The organism is Thermosynechococcus sp. OHK43 (assembly GCF_014466085.1).
In the GTDB taxonomy this organism is placed as follows: Bacteria; Cyanobacteriota; Cyanobacteriia; order Thermosynechococcales; family Thermosynechococcaceae; genus Thermosynechococcus.
The window spans coordinates 1-5016 of record NZ_JACOMP010000087.1 but is presented as its reverse complement, the minus strand read 5'-3'; the positions used below and the strand labels follow the sequence as shown (position 1 = coordinate 5016).

Genomic DNA, 5016 nt, shown 5'->3' with positions numbered 1-5016 from the left:
GTCGGTGTCGGAGTGGGGCGGGGCGTCATCTCTACGGGTGGTACAACAGTCGGCAGGGTTGGTGGAAATGCCTGTTCCTGAGGATGCGGGGGAGGAGGAGTCACTGTGTCCACGCGTTGATGGCGCAAAAATAGCCCTAGGCCAATGCCCGCTAGGCTGCCAAAGATTGCCGTTCCCAACAGCCACAGCCACGGCGAAAAATTGCGTTGTCTAGGGGAAGCAACGACTGCTGTCCCCTCTGGTTGAGTATTGGCAAAAACAGTGGATCGGTGCTGCGGCATTACCGCCACCGTTGCTGTGGTTTGACGCGCCACAGACTGCCCCATCAGCAGTTGTAACCAGGCCCGCACCGTTTGGGGACGCTCACGGACATCCAAAGCCATTCCCACTTCAATAGCATCAATGGTGCGCTGGCTTAGATTGGGCTGAAACTGGCGTAAGTCCTCGAGCGGCACGCGATCGCGCAGGATCGAGGCCACAGGCGGGCGTCCGGCCAAAAGGGCATAGAGGGTTGCCGCAAGAGCATAGACATCAGTGGCGGGCGTCCATTGGTGGCGCGGTAAATACTGCTCCACTGGCGCATAACCTGCTGAGACCAGCCCCGTATTTGTTTCCGTCACCCCAGTGGTGTATTCACGGGCAATGCCAAAGTCAATCAGCACCACCTGATCGGTGCCCTCCCGCAGCATAATGTTATCGGGCTTGACATCGCGGTGCAGTAGGCCATGCTCATGCACCAATTCAAGGGCACTGGCCACTTGGCGGATATAGTGGAGCGCCGTTTTTTCCGGCAGCGGGCCTTCCTCCTGAATCACCTGCGCCAACGTTCGGCCGGGGATATAGTCCATAACAATGAAGGGGCGACCCCCCTCAATAAAGCAATCACTGACACGCACAATGTGGGGATGATTAAACTGGGCAAGACGCTGGGCTTCCTGAATAAACCGCTCCCCCAGATCATGAATCCGCTTTGGGGGTTCCTGCTGCAAGTTCAATGTTTTGAGCACCACCGTCTGATGGAGTAGGGTGTGGGTTGCGCGATAGGTGACCCCAAAGCCCCCCTGGCTCAAAAGGGCATCGAGGCGATATTTGCCCCCTTGGAGGATTGTGCCCACACTAAGTAAACTAAGGGAGGACATAGGTACCTTAGGGACGCAATGGAGCAGACGGAGCAGTGGTTGACAGCGAGGCTGACCGTTGACTGAGAATCACCAAGCGATAGCCCAAATATGCAGGTAAGGTTGCCATCATCATCAAGAGTATCACGGACAACAAAGATTCCCATTCAAACCGCGGTCCATAGTAACTACGGTAAGGGTCATATTTAGGAGTCGGCTTAATTTTTTCCCTGAGTGCCATGGGTCGCCTAAAGCGCAGGCGGCGATCGTCCAGCTTTTCAAATAAAATCCAGCCCCCCTGGGCTTCCTCCTGGCAGACTTTGCGCAGGACATCGGGATTGTGAAATTGGTTGCGGCGCGATCGCAGGATTTTGAATTCCCAACCCGCCAACTTGGGGGACGCTTGATGGGGTTCTTCTTTAGAGGGGTAGGTGGTCAACTGTTCCTCTTCTTCATCGCATTGTTGACTGAGTTGCTTTTGCCAGCCCCACCACTGATAGTAAAGCAGTGCTGACACACCGAGGCTACCACTCATCAGGGACAATAGCAGCACTTCAGCCATAGCGAACAGGAGCAAGAGTCTGTTGGGGGATCATACTTAGAGGGTAAAAGGTTATCTTCCCCTCAGGCGCGATCGTCTCCCTCGCCGCGGCGGACAAAGTGGCAAATGCCCCGTTCTGAGGCACTGATAAAATCGCAAAACTCTTGAATGAGAGGATGCACAAACTGTTCCCGCAGGTGCTGAACGGCTTGGGAGGTGGTCAATTGTGAGCGGTAGAGAATATCTAAGGCTTTTTTGAGGAGCTGTCGGTCTTGGGCAGAAAAGCCGGCTCGCCGTAAGCCCACCACATTTAAGCCCATGATTGTGTTGGTGCTGAGGCTACGGGTCATACAAAAGGGGGGCACATCTTTTTGAATGGCAGTACCGCCAGAAAGCATGGCCAAGCGACCAATGCGGGTAAATTGATGCACCAGGCAGTTGCCGCTGATAAAAGCGCGATCGCCCACATGGGCATAGCCAGCAATCAACGTATTGTTGGCGATTGTCACATGATTCCCCACATAAACATTGTGACCCAAGTGGCTATGGGCCATCAGCAAGCAATCATGCCCTACATGGGTGACTGTTTCTGGCTGGGTTCCCCGATGAATCGTCACTCCCTCCCGCAACGTACAGCGATCGCCAATGTGGACATAGCTAATTCCCCCTTGATAAGCCAGATCTTGGGGCAGATCGCCAATCACCGCCCCACTATGTACTTTGCAGTTCTCGCCAAGGCGGGTATATCCCAATAGGGTCACATGGGGAGCCAACTGCGTACCGCGTCCAATCTCCACCGTGGCCGCCACATAGCAAAAAGGACCAATTTCCACCTCTTCTCCAATGTGGGCACCCGCCTCAATGACTGCCGTGGGATGAACCGCCATGACATTCCTGCACGATTGGCTAAAGATTCTTAACATAAAAGAGATTAAGCGATTTTGATCCCCGATGACGAACGACCTGCGGCACTATCTCCAGCTTTTAGAACAGCGGCAACAACTGCGACGCATCACCGTACCCGTTGATCCTGATCTGGAAATGGCCGAGATTTGCAATCGGCTATTGGCCGCAGGCGGGCCGGCCTTGCTCTTTGAAAACGTCATTGGTTCCCCCTATCCCGTGGCGATGAATCTTTTGGGAACCCTAGAGCGGGTCTGCTGGGCAATGAACATGGATCACCCCTTAGAGCTAGAGACCCTTGGTGAAAAGCTAGCGAAGCTGCAGCAGCCCAAGCCGCCGAAAACCCTGAGTCAAGTCCTTGATTTTGGCAAAATTCTCTTTGATGTTGTTCGTGCCAAGCCGAGCCGTGATTTGCTGCCCCCCTGTCAGCAGGTGGTGATCAAAGCTCCCGATTTGGATTTACGCCAACTACCGCTGATTCGCCCCTACCCCAAGGATGCGGGCAAAATTATTACCCTTGGTCTGGTGATTACCAAAGACTGTGAGACCGGCATTCCCAATGTAGGCATTTACCGCTTGCAACTGCAATCCCCAACCACCATGACCGTCCATTGGCTCTCGGTGCGGGGAGGGGCACGCCATCTGCGCAAGGCAGCTGCCCAGGGCAAAAAACTAGAGGTGGCGGTAGCCTTGGGGGTTCATCCTTTGATTATCATGGCCGCGGCAACACCAATTCCCGTGGATTTATCCGAATGGCTCTTTGCGGGTCTCTATGGTGGGGGTGGTATTCAGTTGGCCAAGTGCAAAACCCTTGATCTAGAGGTACCTGCCCAGTCGGAATTTATCCTTGAGGGCACGATTACCCCTGGTGAAGTCTTGCCCGATGGCCCCTGTGGCGATCACATGGGGTACTACGGTGGTGTGGAAGATTCGCCAGTTATTCATTTCCACTGCCTCACCCATCGTCGCAATCCCATTTACTTGACTACATTTAGTGGTCGCCCCCCCAAGGAGGAGGCAATGATTGCCTTAGCCCTCAACCGCATTTACACACCCATTTTGCGGCAGCAGGTACCGGAAATTGTGGACTTCTTTTTGCCCATGGAAGCCCTCAGTTATAAGGCGGCGATTATTTCCATTGACAAAGCTTATCCTGGCCAAGCCCGGCGCGCCGCCCTTGCCTTTTGGAGTGCCCTACCCCAATTTACCTACACCAAGTTTGTGATTGTGGTGGACAAAGAGATCAATATCCGTGATCCGCGGCAAGTGGTGTGGGCCATTAGCTCCAAGGTGGATCCCAGCCGTGATGTCTTTATTTTGGAAGATACTCCCTTTGATTCCCTTGACTTTGCTAGCGAAAAAATCGGCCTTGGGGGACGCATGGGCATTGATGCCACTACCAAAATTCCCCCAGAAACAGACCATCCTTGGGGCGATCCCCTCACCGCGGATCCGGGGGTGGCACGGCGAGTCACGGAACGCTGGCAGGAATATGGTCTTGGGGATATTGATTTAACCGCCGTAGATGCAACGCAGTTTGGCTATGAGCTAGACCCGGCCTTTCGTTGGCGATAAGTGCAACAACCGCGTTCATAAAACGCGTTCATAAAAGATGACAAATAGACAAGTAGAGATGGGGTAGAATGCTTGTCCGCCAAAAGTTGATCACTGTTTAGGGGACTGGCCGCGATAGGCTAAAAGATAGGCTCACTAATCTACCGCTACTGTCTGGATACTTGGGATGGGTCGCACCTACCGCACCATTGGCATTAACCTCAAGGCCATGCCTCTGGGGGAAAGCGATCGCCTGCTCAGTGTCTTTAGTCGCGATCGCGGGCTGCTGAAGTTAGTTGCCCCCCATAGCCGCAGCTCCCGCTCGAGACTGGGGGGACGGGTGGATTTGTTTGTTGTCAATGACCTCTTTATTAGCGCCGGCCGCAATCTAGACCGCATTCTTCAAGCAGAGACAGTAGCCACATACCAAGGCCTCAATAACCACTTGATCACGCTGACCGCTGCCCAATATCTCGGTGAGGTGGTGCTCTACCAAATCCATCCCCAGCAACCCCAGCCGGATCTCTTTGATTGGCTCTGTGCCACGTTGGATCAGCTTCAGGGGGCTTCGAGTCGCGCTGCCCTGGCGCTATTGGTGCGCGGCCTGTGCGGCATCCTGCAATTGGAGGGTATTGCCCCGGAATGGTACCAGTGCCAGGAAAGTGGCTGCAAAATTGCCATCCCTACAGCGGATACCGACTGGCGATTGGGTTTTAGTTTTGCCAGTGGCGGCGTTTTCACGATCAGGGCGGATCAGACAGTGGGGAATGGGTCTCTTGGTGGTGCGGGGGGCGATCGCCAACTGACAGCCAGTGAAGTCCGTCTGGGGCAATGGCTTGCGATGCCCACCACGCAATTCTTAGCACGGGAGGAATTCCTCGCCCAAGCCGAGGCTTATCC

Annotated in this window: 5 protein-coding genes; 2 read left to right on the top strand and 3 right to left on the bottom strand. The window is 54.4% G+C overall.

Annotation, left to right across the window (positions count from 1 at the left end):
• From H8Q75_RS03705 to lpxA, 3 genes are all read right to left on the bottom strand, one after another.
• Window positions 1-1139 (bottom strand): serine/threonine-protein kinase (locus H8Q75_RS03705; protein WP_297040621.1); only part of this gene is annotated, 1139 nt, incomplete at its 3' end.
• A gap of 7 nt (window positions 1140-1146) precedes the next feature.
• Entirely contained in the window at window positions 1147-1680 is a 534-nt protein-coding gene (locus H8Q75_RS03700; RefSeq protein WP_024125226.1) for a hypothetical protein, read from the bottom strand.
• A gap of 62 nt (window positions 1681-1742) precedes the next feature.
• Window positions 1743-2546, bottom strand: a complete 804-nt coding sequence (gene lpxA / locus H8Q75_RS03695; RefSeq protein ID WP_024125227.1) for an acyl-ACP--UDP-N-acetylglucosamine O-acyltransferase — start codon at window positions 2544-2546, stop codon at window positions 1743-1745.
• A 64-nt stretch (window positions 2547-2610) separates the two neighbouring features.
• Between lpxA and H8Q75_RS03690 the strand changes: the two genes are divergently transcribed.
• Together H8Q75_RS03690 and recO are read left to right on the top strand one after the other, a co-directional pair.
• Complete coding sequence (locus tag H8Q75_RS03690; RefSeq protein WP_024125228.1) at window positions 2611-4137, top strand: UbiD family decarboxylase; 1527 nt, start codon at window positions 2611-2613, stop codon at window positions 4135-4137.
• A gap of 166 nt (window positions 4138-4303) precedes the next feature.
• A partial coding sequence (recO, locus tag H8Q75_RS03685) for a DNA repair protein RecO (RefSeq protein ID WP_297040616.1) occupies window positions 4304-5016 on the top strand: 713 nt, incomplete at its 3' end.